Annotated in this window: 14 protein-coding genes; 11 read left to right on the forward strand and 3 right to left on the reverse strand. The window is 43.3% G+C overall.

Features of this window, described 5'->3' with window-relative positions:
• Positions 1-47: 47 nt before the first annotated feature.
• The gene (locus FFR00_RS10380) at positions 48-854 is read left to right on the forward strand and encodes a helix-turn-helix domain-containing protein (protein WP_137673332.1); all 807 of its coding nucleotides are present in this window, start codon (positions 48-50) and stop codon (positions 852-854) included.
• A gap of 946 nt (positions 855-1800) precedes the next feature.
• On the opposite strand, the gene FFR00_RS10385 is transcribed toward FFR00_RS10380, so the two are convergent.
• Both FFR00_RS10385 and ilvC read right to left on the reverse strand, forming a co-directional pair.
• The gene (locus FFR00_RS10385; RefSeq protein ID WP_137673333.1) at positions 1801-2787 is read right to left on the reverse strand and encodes a fibrinogen-like YCDxxxxGGGW domain-containing protein; all 987 of its coding nucleotides are present in this window, start codon (positions 2785-2787) and stop codon (positions 1801-1803) included.
• Positions 2788-3016: 229 nt separating this feature from the next.
• Positions 3017-4498: a ketol-acid reductoisomerase gene (gene ilvC / locus FFR00_RS10390; RefSeq protein WP_137673334.1), complete on the reverse strand. Its 1482-nt coding sequence runs from the start codon at positions 4496-4498 to the stop codon at positions 3017-3019.
• A gap of 244 nt (positions 4499-4742) precedes the next feature.
• Between ilvC and ilvY the strand changes: the two genes are divergently transcribed.
• The 10 genes from ilvY (at position 4743) to FFR00_RS10440 (ending at position 11827) form a co-directional block, all read left to right on the forward strand.
• On the forward strand, positions 4743-5624 hold the full coding sequence (gene ilvY / locus FFR00_RS10395; protein ID WP_137673335.1) for an HTH-type transcriptional activator IlvY: 882 nt from the start codon (positions 4743-4745) through the stop codon (positions 5622-5624).
• A 10-nt stretch (positions 5625-5634) separates the two neighbouring features.
• Entirely contained in the window at positions 5635-6108 is a 474-nt protein-coding gene (ybaK, locus tag FFR00_RS10400; RefSeq protein WP_016401925.1) for a Cys-tRNA(Pro) deacylase, read from the forward strand.
• A gap of 28 nt (positions 6109-6136) precedes the next feature.
• Positions 6137-6874, forward strand: coding sequence for an ABC transporter substrate-binding protein (locus FFR00_RS10405; RefSeq protein WP_137673336.1), 738 nt, complete (start codon positions 6137-6139; stop codon positions 6872-6874).
• Between the two features lie 68 nt (positions 6875-6942).
• Positions 6943-7197, forward strand: a complete 255-nt coding sequence (locus FFR00_RS10410; protein ID WP_137673337.1) for an accessory factor UbiK family protein — start codon at positions 6943-6945, stop codon at positions 7195-7197.
• A gap of 462 nt (positions 7198-7659) precedes the next feature.
• Positions 7660-8382, forward strand: a complete 723-nt coding sequence (locus FFR00_RS10415) for a hypothetical protein (RefSeq protein WP_137673338.1) — start codon at positions 7660-7662, stop codon at positions 8380-8382.
• Positions 8383-8468: 86 nt separating this feature from the next.
• On the forward strand, positions 8469-9020 hold the full coding sequence (locus FFR00_RS10420) for a carbohydrate binding domain-containing protein (protein WP_137673339.1): 552 nt from the start codon (positions 8469-8471) through the stop codon (positions 9018-9020).
• A 42-nt stretch (positions 9021-9062) separates the two neighbouring features.
• Positions 9063-9572 carry a carbohydrate binding domain-containing protein gene (locus FFR00_RS10425; RefSeq protein WP_137673340.1) on the forward strand — a complete coding sequence of 170 codons (510 nt, stop codon included), beginning with the start codon at positions 9063-9065 and terminating at the stop codon, positions 9570-9572.
• Between the two features lie 364 nt (positions 9573-9936).
• Positions 9937-10689, forward strand: a complete 753-nt coding sequence (locus FFR00_RS10430) for a hypothetical protein (RefSeq protein ID WP_137673341.1) — start codon at positions 9937-9939, stop codon at positions 10687-10689.
• A gap of 63 nt (positions 10690-10752) precedes the next feature.
• Complete coding sequence (locus FFR00_RS10435) at positions 10753-11286, forward strand: carbohydrate binding domain-containing protein (RefSeq protein ID WP_137673342.1); 534 nt, start codon at positions 10753-10755, stop codon at positions 11284-11286.
• 40 nt (positions 11287-11326) lie between these two features.
• The gene (locus FFR00_RS10440; RefSeq protein ID WP_235836207.1) at positions 11327-11827 is read left to right on the forward strand and encodes a carbohydrate binding domain-containing protein; all 501 of its coding nucleotides are present in this window, start codon (positions 11327-11329) and stop codon (positions 11825-11827) included.
• Positions 11828-12012: 185 nt separating this feature from the next.
• Here the strand turns inward: FFR00_RS10440 and FFR00_RS10445 are convergent, their stop codons facing one another.
• Positions 12013-13698, reverse strand: coding sequence for a PKD domain-containing protein (locus FFR00_RS10445; protein WP_235836202.1), 1686 nt, complete (start codon positions 13696-13698; stop codon positions 12013-12015).
• Positions 13699-14017 lie beyond the last annotated feature (319 nt).

Below are 14017 nucleotides of genomic sequence, written 5' to 3' on the forward strand. Positions count from 1 at the left end.
CATGTTTCTAAGATAGCGAAACCTCTCTGTCGTTTTAAGTGCTAAATATGACAAAGCGTGTTCCTAAGTCGACAATGTGGATGCCTAGCGAAGTGGCCTTTACGCTTGATCCAGATAAACCGGTATTAACTAACGCCAGAAGTATGCTTGCTGAGTCAGGAATGGTGCCGCATTCTCACCCGCGCGGTCAGTTGCTGTGGGCAGCAGAAGGTGTATTACGTGTTGCCAGTGAGCAAGCGGTTTGGGTTGTGCCGTCAAGCCACTCTGTTTGGATCCCTGGCGGCGTAAGCCATCAAGTGAGCTGCGAAATCGCCGCACGAACACGCAACCTATTCATCGACCCTTCCTTCCCGGTTCGGCAAAGCGAAAAGAAAGGCGTAATGCTAAGCATGAGCCCTTTAATGCGGAAAATAGTGCTGCGACTCACTCAAGTTCCTCAGCGTATGGCCCCGCAAAACATTCAGCGCTTAGGCATGGTCGCCATTGATGAGCTAGAGAATTTGACGCCTTTTGAAATGAGCCTTCCTTCAGGTAAAGATTCGCGATTAGTAAAGCTAATTAGCTATATGGTGCAACACCCCAATGAAACACCATCATTGGCTACTCTAGCGAATATGGCTGGCGCGAGCGTGCGAACCATAGAACGCTTATTTAAAGCCGAAACAGGAATGACCTTTCGCCAATGGCGCAGCCGTTTTCGTTTAATGAACTCGCTAGAGTTGTTAAGCAAAGGCGAGAGTAGCACTTCAGTCGCGCATTCCTTGGGGTACAAAAGTGTGAGTAGTTTTGTGAAAGTGTTTCGCCAAGAGTTTGGGGAAACGCCACAGAGTTTTGCGAAGCATAGCCAGTTTTAACTTTAGTTCACGAACGTGTGGTGAGTTATGTTTTCGCCTGCGGCGACGTCATAAGCTTTGCTCAGCTAAAGCTTACAAGCAAAAGAAAGCTCTGCTTTTAGATTGCAACTCTGATTACACATAATGGCGTGTTGGTCGTGCTGGTTTCGCCTTGACGGCGATGTACTTTTCTTTGCGTGGCCAAAGAAAAGTACACAAAAGAAAGGCCACCCCGCATCTTCTTGATTCCTGCGTTGCGCATTCACAAGGGAGTTGAAGTAACTCGCTACGCTCAAACAGACTTCAACTCTATTCCCTTGTTTATTTACGCTACTCGGCGAAGATGATGGGGAAATATGGGTTTGTTAGTTAATGCTCTTATTTAGCTATCTAGCCTGTGGATAGCTTGGGTTTCGCCTTGACGGCGATATACTTTTCTTTGCGTGGCCAAAGAAAAGTATACAAAAGAAAGGCCACCCCGCATCTTCTTATACCCTGCGTTGCGCACTCACAAGGGCGTTGAAGTAACTCGCTGCGCTCAAACAGACTTCAACTTTTCTCCCTTGTTCATTTACGCTACTCGGCGAAGATGATAGGGATCGATTCGTGTGGTTGTTCTCATGGCTATCTTATTTTGGGCATTCGTGGAATGTTTGTTTATAGTTTGATTTCAACATCAAAAGACTATGTTTAGTACCTAGTTAAAATGAACCTAAAGTACAACTCGGAGCTGCTTTTTGATTCCTCCATTATCGCTGAGTAGCGCAAGTGGCCAAGTGATGAAGTCGAAACTTGTTTGAGCGCAGCGAGTTTTTCGACGCACTTGGATACGTGCAACGGAGGAAGAAGATAATGCAGGGCGAGTTTTCTTTTTGCTTAGTTAAGCTTCACTCGCTCAAAGCTTAATGAAATCAATTTCCGTTTAATACAAAAAAGAAGCCCAGAGCATGCTCTAGGCTCGATTTGACTATTTTAGATAGTAAAGCAATTCATTTTGTTGACTATAAGAGTAGTGAGTTGGGTAGGGCCATGAATCAATCTGATTCTCTCCATCGTACACTGCTGCTCCAGCAATCCCATAACCAGTATAGTTTTGCCCTGCTAATTGAATCATTGAAGGGTGGGTACTTATGTTTGAACCGTTGGTACATCGTATACTATAGGTTGTATTGCACCAGATCATGAGCCCACCATAGTTGGTATTGTAGTTGTCTGTTGATAACGAATCGACGACCCATGGGTGGAATACATTGTTTGGGTTAGTCGGAGACATAGTATCTTTTGATACATGAGTAATTTTGTTTAATTCATCAATCAACATAATTCCTACGTTGATGTTTTCCCTCAGGGCCTTCCATCTTTCATCTGATAGAACTGAATATTCGTTTGGACTAACAGGGTTTCCTTCTATGTTTTGAGGTATCGCGTCTTTATGGTGTGCAAACAATGTCCAACCACCACCTTGGGTTGTCATATCACAATAAACTTCAAATGCTTCAATACCAAAGTTTTCACCATCAGGATCAATTTGATAATAACCATCTCCTGTTGATTCTCCAGCGTCATAAATTTCACTACAGTCTCGTTTTATCTCTGTAATACTCGGAGACAATAAATCCCAGTCTCCTTTTGCTCCCTCTAATGAATACCATGTACCAGAGTAGCCGCGCGCTTCATTTTTAAGGCCTAGAAAATAGGATGTTTGTTGCATCCCTTCGATGGCAAATGAAATAACACGCCCATCGTTTATTGAGCCTTTTAGTATTTGATCTTTATTTAAAGTAGAAATAATAGAACTATTGTTTTGTGTTAAATTGAGTTCAAATGATGAGGTTTCAACCACCACTCCATCAAGCAGGCTGTCTAATGATAACGTCATTGTGCTATCTAGATTTGTAGCACTGGTATAATTAGCAAAAAGAATGGCAATAGTTACAGATATTTTAGTACGCATGAAAAATCCCTTTATTGATAATATTGAATGTTATTCTATGGGAATCTTTTTTTAAATGATTTTTTGGATTGTTACCAATAACTAATTTAGTTGAAGTGGGTTTCGCTAGAAGGAATCAAAACTTGAGAGTTTTATTTACATAGTGGCTCAACAAAAAGCCCCAAGCATTACTGCTTAGGGCTTTTTATTTCCACCATTAGCTAATCGTCATTAGCCAAAAGCGAGAAGATTAACCACCAACGGCGATTTTCTTCATATCAGTCATGTAACCGCGAAGCTTAGTACCTACAACTTCTACAGGGTGGCTGCGTAGTGCTTCGTTTACTTCGATTAGGCGAGCGTTATCAACGCCGTTGCTTTGCTCTTCAAAACCTTTACCGATGTACTCTAGGCTGATGTTGTTCACGGTGTCGCGCAATAGTGGCACTGCAGCGTGTGAGAATAGGTAACAACCGTATTCTGCAGTATCAGAGATTACTACGTTCATTTCGTACAAACGCTTACGTGCAATGGTGTTAGCAATAAGTGGCGTTTCGTGTAGTGACTCGTAGTAAGCACTTTCTTCGATGATGCCAGCAGCAACCATAGTTTCGAATGCTAGTTCAACACCGGCTTTAACCAGTGCAACTAAGATGATGCCTTTGTCGAAGAACTCTTGCTCAGTAATTTCTACGTCAGATACTGGGGCTTTTTCAAAACCGCTTTGGCCAGTTTCTTCACGCCACTTAAGCAAGTTAACGTCGTTGTTTGACCAGTCTGTCATCATAGTGCGTGAGAATTCACCTTCAATGATGTCGTCCATGTGTTTTTCAAACAATGGGCGCATTAGGTCTTTAAGTTCGTCGGCTAGGTCAAAACACTTAATTTTAGCTGGGTTAGATAGGCGATCTACCATGTTGGTGATGCCGCCGTGCTTAAGTGCTTCAGTGACTGTTTCCCAACCAAACTGAATAAGTTTAGCGGCGTAACCCGGCTCAATGCCTTCGGCAACCATTTTGTCGTAACCCAAGATAGCGCCAGTTTGTAGCACACCACAAAGGATTGTTTGCTCGCCCATAAGGTCTGATTTAACTTCAGCCACAAATGAAGACTCAAGTACACCTGCGCGGTCACCACCCGTTGCAGAAGCGTAAGCTTTAGCAATTGCAAGGCCGTTGCCTTGTGGGTCATTTTCTGGGTGAACAGCGATTAGGGTTGGTACACCAAAACCACGTTTGTATTCTTCACGTACTTCAGTACCTGGGCACTTAGGTGCAACCATTACTACAGTAATGTCTTCACGTACTTGCATGCCTTCTTCAACAATGTTGAAGCCATGTGAGTAAGCCAGGGTAGAACCTTTCTTCATTAACGGCATTACCGTTTCAACAACATTGCTGTGCTGCTTGTCTGGAGTAAGGTTAAGTACCATATCTGCTTGTGGAATAAGCTCTTGGTAAGTACCAACAGTAAAACCGTTGTCTGACGCTTGAACAAAAGAAGCACGCTTCTCTTGAATCGCAGCGTCACGCAAAGCGTAAGAAATGTTTAGGCCAGAATCACGCATGTTTAAGCCTTGGTTTAGGCCTTGTGCGCCACAACCAACAACTACGATGTTCCAGTCTTTAATAAAGTTACAACCATCAGCAAATTCGCTGCGATCCATAAAACGACATTTACCTAATTGCTCAAGCTTTTGGCGCAAGCTAAGGGTGTTGAAATAATTAGCCATGTTCGACTCCGTAAAAATAGCGTTAATCAAATGATGATGGTGTTGTTGTGTTTACGAGATCCCGATGCACTTCTTTTGTGAGCGCGTTTCTTGTACCTGTCTCGTGATGGCCTCAATATAAACCCAAAGCATCATTGCGTAAAATGATGTTTTTGGGATATTGTGTTTCATATATTGCAATACAGTTTGGTAAAATGTCTCGATTAAGGCCTCAACAAACAATACTCAATAGGGAGAGCTGCCAGTGGATGTAAGAAGTGTTGAGTTATTTTTGCACTTAAGTCAGAGCCTGCATTTTGCTAAAACCAGCCAAGCTATGCATGTAAGTGCATCTACCTTGAGCCGAGTGATACAAAGGCTTGAAGACGAATTAGGCAGCAGTTTATTTACTCGAGATAAACGCAGTGTTCATCTTACTCAAGCGGGGCAGCGCTTTCGTAGCTTTGCTGAGCAATGGTTAGAGCAATGGCGTTTGCTGCAAATGGATTTGTCTTTGCAGTCGAATGCGCTGGCAGGGGAGCTGACGCTTTATTGCTCAGTAACTGCTAGTTATAGCCACTTACCGGACATTTTGGACAAATACCGCTTATCTTGCCCAAATGCCGACATTAAATTGGCCACTGGTGATGTGGCAATGGCGGTAGATAAGGTGGCTAATGGTGAAGTGGATATTGCCATTGCAGCCCGCCCCGATCACCTTCCGCTAAACATTGCTTTTGCCAGTATTAGTAAAATACCGCTGTCTATTATTGGGCCTACAGTATCGTGTAACGTGCGTAAGCTGTTAGAGCGAAATCCTATTCCTTGGGATCAAGTGCCGTTTATTTTGCCTGAACATGGGCCAGCAAGAGCGAGGATTGACCATTGGTTTAAAGCCATGCGTATTACGCCGAATGTGCATGCTAAAGTGGCAGGGCATGAAGCCATTGTGAGTATGGTGGCGCTAGGCAGTGGTGTAGGGATCGCTCCCGAAGTAGTGGTAGATAACAGCCCAGTTCGCGAGCGTATTCAAAGTATTGCAGTAGGGGTGGAGCTTGAACCTTTTGATTTGGGGATCTGTATGTTATCAAGAAGGTTGCACGAACCGCTGATGCAGCGATTTTGGCAAATAGCCGCACGAAACTAAGGTAGTAGCGATGACTCCCGCAGTACAACAACTTAAAAAAGCTAAACAAGATTTTCAGTTGCTGGAATACAAGAGTGACCCGCAGCAAGCCAATTTTGGCCAAGCCAGCGCAGAAAAGCTTGGTTTGGCAGAAGAGCTGGTATTTAAAACCTTAGTGGCCTGTGATGACAGCAACCCCAAAAATATGGTGGTGGCGATAGTTCCGGTAAGTGGCCAACTTGATCTAAAGGCGCTGGCGAAAGCAGCTAGCATTAAGAAGATGCGCATGGCAGAAGTGCCAATAGCCGAGCGAACCACGGGTTACGTTAAAGGAGGCATAAGCCCCTTTGGTCAAAAAAAGCGATTGCCTACGTTTATTGATAGTAGTGCCGAGCAATTTGCTGAAGTAGTGGTCAGTGCTGGTAAGCGAGGATTGTCTTTGCAACTTAAAGCCAGTGTGTTGCAAACCGTGTTGGGAGCGCAGTTTGCTAAACTTAGCCAATAACAGGCGATATGACTATTTAAGGGTTTGGATGCGGCTACTGTGTTGCTTACTGCTATTAGTGAATTGGAATGTGCTGGCCACAGATCTTGCACCTGCCAAGTTTTCGACCAGCTTGGTAAAGCCTTGGGGCTACAAAAGCACTGACTTACACGAACAGGGCTTGTTAGTTCAGTTTACACGTGCGCTTGCCAGCGAAGCTGAGCTTCCCTTTAATAATGTTATGCGGCCCTATCCAAGAGTGATTAAAGAAATTAAATCTGGCACTGCCGATTTCGCGGTAATGTTTGCTAGCCCTAAGGCTGAACAAATTGCCGTGGATTTAGGTCAAGTGGTTACAGTGAAGGTGGTTGCTATTGCCAATGCCGGAGAACAGCCAATAAATAACATTAAACAGCTAAATGGCAAAAGGGTGGGGGTGATTCGCGGCGCCGCTTATGGCCCTGATATTGACGACAATCCCAATATTGAACGAGTTAGCTTTAATGATACTGCGCAAGGTGTTCAGATGTTATTGCTGGAGCGTATAGATGTAATGGTAGCCACCAATTACTCGATCAATCATTCTTTGCAAGAGCTATACATAGAGCCAGAACGTATTACTCCGGTGTATCATCTTGCTACTCGTTACGGCAATTTGTACTGGTCTCGGGCGTCTAATCAAATGGAGCAAGCTAAGCGTTTGCAAACAGCGCTTAGTCGCCTGCGAGAGCAAGGCGTACTCGATGATATATTTTCCATAGATGCAGTGCTGGCTAAACAGAACTAATAGTCAGCTTGCTAGCTTGAGCCTATAAAACAGCTTCTATACAATGAGGCCAAATAAAGGAGATAACCATGATTAACCCGGCCAAAATTGAAGAGATTGCTAAGCAAGTTAGCGATATGGTGCCGCCAGGATTGAAAAATGCCGGCGATGAGTTTGAGCGTAAAGTAAAACAAGTGATTCAAGCAAAGTTGAGTCAACTTGATGTGGTTAATCGCGAAGAGTTTGATGTGCAAACTCAAGTTTTACTGCGTACTCGAGAAAAGCTGACAGCCCTAGAAGCCAAAGTTGCCGAACTCGAAAAAAGGTTAAACCAAGAAAGTTAATTAATAACTAATTAACTTGTTGATAAGGCAGAGCTTATGCTCTGCTTTTTTGTGGCTATTGTTTGTGATTTTGAGTCATGAAATGCTTTTCTTATTGTGAAAAATGACCACATACCTCATTTTTTAGTGTGATTTTTGGTAAACATACTGTGAAATTATAGGCCTATTTTTAACAGGGTTTTTACTGTTTAAGTACTGTTAAAGTTTCTTTTTTAATCACTTACTTAGCCATCTTTAATTTAAAAAACAATGGTTTAATTTGTGTTACTTATTTTTTTGTTAGTTTTTTTATATTTTACGTTTTTTTAGTGAGCTTTGTCTTTATTGCACTTTCAAGTTTGTTAACGCTAACACTGTGATCTTTGTCGTTTCTTTGCCCGGTTACCAAGCCTTAGGATGATTTCAAAGGCGCATGGACATTGAAGACCTGTTGCCTTCAACACTATTCACAGGGAGAAGAGCATGAGTAAGAACGCAGTTTTTAAAATCACAATGTTAGCCGGTGCAATTGCTTTAGCAGGTTGTACTGATTCAATTGAAGAACCAGCAGACCCAGTAGATCCGCCAATAGATCCGCCAGTAGGTGAAGTATTTGTGGTTATTGATGATGGTGTTACTGCCTCAGGCATGGGTGTACTAGTAGGTCATGCGCCTGCTTACAGCAAAAATGCATTGGCAAAAGATGAAAGCTATGCCGATGATGGTTTCTCTGTAGACCCAAGTGCTAATGATGCTGAATATGTGTGGGAAGTAACCACTAATAGTGCGCATGGCGAATCATACTTCATTGTTAGTGGTGATGCGGCAATGGACATGACTGACTACGCCAACGGTGTTTTGCTGTTTGATATGTCGGTAACTAATGCCACAGCAACTGGTAGCACTAGTCATCAAATTGTTATGCAAACTAACGGTAGTGACGCTGATTACTTAGATCGTAATACATTCTACTTTGGTCAAGACCAACTCGCTGAGCAAGAATCAGCGGGTTGGAAAACGTATGCCGTTAAGGTGAGCTGTTTTGCTCCAGATGATGCTGGTGCATTCGATATCACTAAGGTTAATGAAGTATTCCGCCTAGATATTCGCAATGAATCAGTAACTTATGAACTAGGTACTGTGAAGTACGATGCTGACGCAACCATGATCCCAGACGGTGCGGTTGAGTGGACATGTGCTGAGTAATTTACCAAGTACCTTCCAGCGCACGGTATTGATGCCGTGCGCTATTTAATGAATTAATGGATTTATAGCTTTCAGGGAATATGAAAATGAAAGGTTTTTATGTTTTTTTAATTGCTGTTTCTTCCAGTTTTTTAGTGGCTTGTGCAAGTACTGGAACCTCTGAAAGTGCCAGCGAAGATGACCAATTTGCCATTCCTTTGATGGTGACGTATACCCTTAACGACGGTAAGGGCTGGAACAAAGTAAGTGCGGGCTTGCAAGGATGGGGAGATGGCGTAGCGGCATTTAGCCTAGCCAATGAACAAGCCAATATTAGGATTAAAAAGAAAGCGAGTAATCCTTGGCATATTCAAATTAAACGCCCTGTGGCGTTAGTGGAAGATATGCATTACGAGCTATCTGTTGAGGCTTCTGCAAGTGAGCCAAGCAACATGGTGATTGCTGTTCAACAAAACTACGGTGAGTATATTACTTACTTTTATCGTGCGGAATTAGTTGGTGTCGAAAGCAAACTATATACCTACGAATTCACCATGCCTAGTGACGAAAGGAAAGGAACGTTTTCGATTATGTTCGGTGATGGCGCACCCGGTGTGAGCTATAGCCTAAGCAATATCAAACTAAATTCTACCTACTAGTCTTTTTTAATATTAGTTAGTTTTAGATGTAAGGAATAAACCATGACATTGCTTAAGTCCTTAGCCTTAGCGGCTAGCCTGTTAAGTGTAGCAACAACCTCGGTAGCGGCTAGCCTCGATATCAGCTTAGACAGTGGTAAAAGATGGCAGCAAGTTAACGCTGGCGACGACGGTTGGGGCGATGGTTCTGGTAGCTTTAGCTTTAGTGGTGAAACCGCTGAAGTAACCGTAAAAGATGCCGCCAGTAACCCATGGCATATTCAATTAAAACGACCAAAAGTGAAGTTGAATAAAGGTGAAACTTACAAGATCACTGCACAAGTGAGTGCTAGTGCGAAAAGCCCATTGACCATTATTGTGCAAAAAGACTCTGGTGATTACGCCACGTATTACGCTGAAGATTTATCAGTGAGCCCTTCAGCACAAACATTTAATTTGAGCTTTAAAGCCCCTTCTAGTGATAGTAAAGCCGCCTTTGCCTTTTTTGTAGGCGGTGCTGCTCCCGGGGTGACGTTTACCTTTAAAGATATACGTTTTGTGAGCGAAAAATAAGCATATTTAACAGTACAGTAGGCACCTTGCTATTAATCCCAAAAGCAAATTCCGACAACCTATTGGTAATAAAGCCTATTAGCTAGCTTTGTTACTTAGCCTACCTTTCTGTTTACTCCTCTCAGCCTTGCTGCGAGGAGTTTTTTTATTATTAGGGCTTCTTATAAATTCAAGGCGTTTATTTTTAAGCAATTGTTTTTTGGCTTTTTTTGACTGACTTATTGTTATTTTATGATTCTCCGTGAAAGCCTTTTCGATTTAGTGTTTGTCTATTTTCTATTTTATTTTCCTCGTTAACATAGCTCCCGCTGGCTTGATAGTGAACTTACTAATTAGCCTTTAACAATTTCAAAGGGAAATGAATATGAGTAAAAAAACAGTTTTTAAAGTAGCAATGTTAGCAGGCGCTGTTGCACTGGCTGGTTGTACTGATGCGATAGAAGAAGCGCCAGTGGCTCCACCTGTTGACGAGACGCCAGTAGATCCACCTGTTAGTGATGCTTTGGTCATTCTTAATGATGGGTCTGCTGCGACTAACTTCTCTGTAATGGTTGGCTCAAATTCAGATTCCTATAACCGCCAAGTGTTGGCGCGCGGTGAAGGCTACCCTAAAACGGATTCATTACAGGTTACTGCTAAAGAGAGCGATGGAGTAGCAACCTGGCAAGTAGATACCTTCTCTGCTGGTGAAGATGGCCCTGCTGAAGTTTATTTCATTGTGGGTAGCACAGAAAACCAATTAGATCTTACTGAATACCAAAATGGATTGCTGCTGATTGACCTTTCGGTATTGGTGGCGACAACCAGCGAAACCTCCCATCAAATTTTTATGCAAACCAATACTGACGCTGGCGAAGATTACAAAAACCGCCAAGCCTTTTACTTTGGCCAAGCGCAACTGGCAGATCTTGAAGCTGACGGTTGGTCAACTGTAGCGGTTCATATGAGCTGTTTCTCGATACAAGATGCCACTGGCGCATTTGATATTGCCAAAGTGAATGACTTAATGAGTTTTGACATTCGTGGTAATGAAAGTGTGAGCTACGAAATCGGAAAAGTGGCTTTTGAGAAAACGACAACGCTGCCAGCTGGCGCGATAGAGTGGTCTTGCGAGTAATTAATTGTTTGCTAACTACGCGAGTGTGAGCACTGGCGTAGTGTAACGATGAGGGATATGAAAATGAAAGGTTTCTGTGTTTTTGTTGCGAGTGCTTTTTTTCTAGCGGCTTGTGCAAGTACCACTTCTGAGCCAGAGGTGCAGACTTCCCCTTTAGTCATGGTGACATACACCCTTAATGACGGCAAAGACTGGGAGAAAATCAGTGCTGGGCTACAAGGTTGGGGCGATGGCGTTGCCGATTTTAGTCTTGCTAATGAACAGGCTAATGTTCGAATAAAGAAACAAGCCAGTAACCTTTGGCATATTCAGCTTAAACGTCCCTTGTATTTGTTTGAAGATATAAAGTATGAAATCTCTGTTGAAGCTTCGGCCAGTGAATCTAGCAAGCTTAGCTTTACGGTGCAGCAAGATGGCGGAGAATACGCTACTTACTTTCAACGCACTGAATTAGTGGGTGTTGAGAAAAAGCAATTTACTTATGAATTTGTCATGCCAAAGGATGAGAAAAAAGCCGCCTTTGCAATTATGTTTGGCGAAGGTCGTCCGGGTGTGAGTTATAGCCTGAACAATATTAAGTTTAACTCAACTTACTAGTGTGTCGGATACCCAACTTAAGGAACAAACTGTGAATTTTATGAAGCCTTTAATGATAGCGTTGAGCTTAGTATTGGCAGCGGTGCCTGGTTACGCCGCAAGCTTAGATATTGCCTTAGATGGAGGCAAGCGTTGGGAACCGATTAACGCAGGCACTGACGGTTGGGGAGATGGCTCTGGTCAATTTAGTTTTAGCGGTGACAAAGTAACCATAACGGTGAAAGAAAAAGCCAGTAATCCATGGCACATTCAATTGAAACGCGCTCGAGTGGCCTTAAGCAAAGGCAAGCGCTATCAAATCACCGCTGAGCTTAGCGCCAGCCAAGAAAGCCCCCTCACTATTATGTTGCAGAAAGATTCTGGTGACTACATGACCTACTTTGCAGAGGACTTGGTGGTGAACCGAGAACCACAACAAGTGGACTTAACATTTGTAGCCACTAATTCTGACAAAAAAGCAGCGTTTGCTTTTTTCGTTGGAGGGGCCGAGTCTGAAGTGACTTATACCCTTAACAACATACGCTTGGTGAGCGAACATTAATAACTTTTAACAATGCTGTAGGCTCTTTGTCATTAATCCAAAGGCAATCGACGATAATCGAACGATAACTGAGCCCTTAGCACTCAAGTTATCTCGTCTACTTTTTTTGTTTACTCCTCCCAGCCTTGCTGTGAGGAGCTTTTTTATCTGCAGCTATGAATAAGATAATGCGTTTAATTCGCGTGTTAATTACTCACTCGAATGGTGCGACTAAAGCTATCGTGATCATTAGACTGGTCGCTAACGCTCAGCGTGACTTGATATGTACCGGCGGCAAATTGATGGAGCGGATTAGCGAGCTCTGAACTGCTGCCATCCCCAAAGTCCCATTGCCAATCTAGTACTTGATTTGTACTGCGGCTATTGTCAGAAAATTGGATTCCAGTATCGCTACTCTCAACAGTGAAGTGGCTTAATACACCTTGATCAAATAGTTTAATTTTTACGCTTTTAAAGGCTTCTATTACGTCTGCTTCTGGTAAGTTGGCAGCAAGGCTTTGTTGACGAATGCAGTCTGCTGCGTCTGTTAAGGTTAAATCTGGTAACCAGCAGGATTTTGCTGCGTTTAGATAAACTGCGTAAGCAGTGTCTATACCCCACTTATTGGCAAGCAAATAGAAAGGATAACTTAGCATACCAATGCGTTGATAGTAGTTATTACCTGCAGCGTCGTAATCTAAAAAGCTGGCAATAGCGCCAGCTTCGGTTTGAATTTGATCCAGTTGGCGAGTGTAGCCATTAGATTCTTCACCATGTATCCAATAATTGCCGTCATTGTTAAATTCGTATTTCACCATTACACCGGAAATATCGGCAAAGGCTTCATGTGCGGTTTGTGCATCGAGGCTAATGTCTTCTTTAAAGCCATCTATTTTACCTATTCGGTTCAAAACCCCATGGCCAACTTCGTGCGCAATATGATCGAGCGTGGCGAGATTTTGAAAGAACGGAATACCATCGCTAAAGTTGGCGTACGCACCGTCCCAAAAAGCGCGAATAGACGAGGCTTTGTCGTAGTGAACCCGCAGCCGAATTTTCTGTTCTAGTGGCGGTTCTTTGAGGTGTTTTAAGAAAGCATCGTACACCGCGGTACCGTAATACATGGCATCGTTAATCGCTGAATACGTCCAAAGGCCGTTGCTATCGTTGGTTTGCTTGTAGGTGTTTATTGGTTGAGCGGCACATAAGTACTCGTAGGCTGGATACGCTTGCTCGTCTGCCTCTAAAGCTCCCGCATTTGCATCATGGGCACGCGGGTCTATTTGATTCTGCATATCCGTTACACTGACCAAGCCGTTATCAAAAATGCATGTTCCACCTTGGTGGTTAATTCTTTGAATGGCGATATGTGGTCGGCTAGTGCCGTAATACCATGGCGTAAGGTAGCTCCCGCCGGGACCAGATAACTGCGTGTTCCCAGTAAAATCATGAAACCTTACTAAACGCGCGGTGGCTGCTGGACCCGCCTGATTCACTGGCAGCAAGTTTAGTGCTGTAGCATTGGCTGGAATCACGCTTTGCTCGGGAATGCTAATCAAAAACGGGGTATTAGACGGCGTTTTTAACCATGCCTCTCCTAGGTTATTGCCCTTAGTATCGGCCCAGTAGACCCAAACTGATTGTGTTTTTGCCTCTGGCGAAACCGTTTCATTGCTTAAAGTGAGGCTTATCTGTCCTGCTAAGCGATTAGCTTGGCCGTCGGTATCCCGCAAATATGCACTTTTAATGGTATTACGTGGCTGCGTGAATACTGTTTCGGTGGAGGAGGATTCTCCGCCACCGCCACATGCCGACAATAATAGTGAAGTAACTAGTGCAGAAAATAGCGGCATCGCAGGCTTAGATGAAAAGTAAAATAGATCGTGCACCATTTCGCGTCCTTGCTGGTGGAATTTGAGTGAGAGTGTTTACTCTAAGCTGAATATAGCGAAGGCGCTGACAATATTGTATGTAAACTTTGTCACCTTAATGTAAGCGCGCTGATCCTTTTATCATGGGCAGCGAAATACTTTATAGCGTGCACAAAACGGAGCTTTGAGGCTGGTAAGTTAGAAAAGGAAGCGGTGGCGTCTTGTTTGTTAACTGCTATTGCTTTACGTTTTTTTAGTCTGCTATTTCCTTATGTCATAAAGCATTGGCTTTTTATGACCAAATTCAAATCTTACTGTTTATTTCTTTGAATCGCCTATC

It is taken from the genome of Agarivorans sp. Toyoura001 (genome assembly GCF_005405585.1).
Lineage (GTDB): Bacteria > Pseudomonadota > Gammaproteobacteria > Enterobacterales > Celerinatantimonadaceae > Agarivorans.

Bases quoted from the DNA above. Each gene is read 5' to 3' on its own strand.
- FFR00_RS10380 (WP_137673332.1), top strand. From the start codon at position 48: ATGACAAAGCGTGTTCCTAAGTCGACAATGTGGATGCCTAGCGAAGTG.
- FFR00_RS10385 (WP_137673333.1), bottom strand. From the start codon at position 2,787: ATGCGTACTAAAATATCTGTAACTATTGCCATTCTTTTTGCTAATTAT.
- ilvC (WP_137673334.1), bottom strand. From the start codon at position 4,498: ATGGCTAATTATTTCAACACCCTTAGCTTGCGCCAAAAGCTTGAGCAA.
- ybaK (WP_016401925.1), top strand. From the start codon at position 5,635: ATGACTCCCGCAGTACAACAACTTAAAAAAGCTAAACAAGATTTTCAG.
- FFR00_RS10405 (WP_137673336.1), top strand. From the start codon at position 6,137: ATGCGGCTACTGTGTTGCTTACTGCTATTAGTGAATTGGAATGTGCTG.
- FFR00_RS10410 (WP_137673337.1), top strand. From the start codon at position 6,943: ATGATTAACCCGGCCAAAATTGAAGAGATTGCTAAGCAAGTTAGCGAT.
- FFR00_RS10415 (WP_137673338.1), top strand. From the start codon at position 7,660: ATGAGTAAGAACGCAGTTTTTAAAATCACAATGTTAGCCGGTGCAATT.
- FFR00_RS10420 (WP_137673339.1), top strand. From the start codon at position 8,469: ATGAAAGGTTTTTATGTTTTTTTAATTGCTGTTTCTTCCAGTTTTTTA.
- FFR00_RS10425 (WP_137673340.1), top strand. From the start codon at position 9,063: ATGACATTGCTTAAGTCCTTAGCCTTAGCGGCTAGCCTGTTAAGTGTA.
- FFR00_RS10430 (WP_137673341.1), top strand. From the start codon at position 9,937: ATGAGTAAAAAAACAGTTTTTAAAGTAGCAATGTTAGCAGGCGCTGTT.
- FFR00_RS10435 (WP_137673342.1), top strand. From the start codon at position 10,753: ATGAAAGGTTTCTGTGTTTTTGTTGCGAGTGCTTTTTTTCTAGCGGCT.
- FFR00_RS10440 (WP_235836207.1), top strand. From the start codon at position 11,327: ATGAAGCCTTTAATGATAGCGTTGAGCTTAGTATTGGCAGCGGTGCCT.
- FFR00_RS10445 (WP_235836202.1), bottom strand. From the start codon at position 13,698: ATGGTGCACGATCTATTTTACTTTTCATCTAAGCCTGCGATGCCGCTA.